This window comes from Vibrio sp. 811 (assembly GCF_033339195.1).
On sequence record NZ_JAWOUB010000622.1, the window covers coordinates 1 to 599 of the forward strand.

1 protein-coding gene is annotated in these 599 nt (G+C 47.6%); it reads left to right on the forward strand.

The features are described 5' to 3' along the window. On the forward strand, positions 1-599 hold a 599-nt coding region (locus R7Q46_RS28460; RefSeq protein WP_318078479.1), incomplete at both ends, for an FUSC family protein.

A 599-nucleotide genomic window follows, 5' to 3' on the forward strand; every position in this document is an offset into this window, starting at 1 on the left:
GCAACGCATTTCGGCTAACCTTCATAAAGATTCGATGCTGTTTCGACATGCGTTGCGTATGTCAATTGCGCTTACTATTGGGTACGGCATCATTCAGCTGTTTGATATTGACCGTGGTTACTGGATTTTGCTTACAACGCTGTTTGTGTGTCAGCCGAACTACAGTGCAACGCGCCAAAAACTTACGGCTCGTGTGATCGGTACTTTAGCGGGGTTATTGATTGGCGTACCGCTGCTAACGTTCTTCCCTTCTCAAGAAAGTCAGTTGGTGTTTATCGTTGTTTCGGGCGTGATGTTCTTTGCATTTAGGATGAACAACTACGGCTACGCGACCGGATTTATCACCTTGTTAGTCTTGTTCCTGTTCAACCAGTTAGGTGAAGGCTACGCAGTGGTGCTTCCTCGGCTTGCCGATACACTGATTGGCTGCGCGCTAGCCGTCGCGGCTGTGATGTTCATTTTACCTGACTGGCAATCGCGAAGACTGCATAAAGTGATGTCTGATGCGATAGATGCGAATAAACAGTATTTGGATCAGATCATCGGCCAATATCGTATCGGTAAGAAAGACAACCTGAGCTACCGCATTGCTCGTCGTC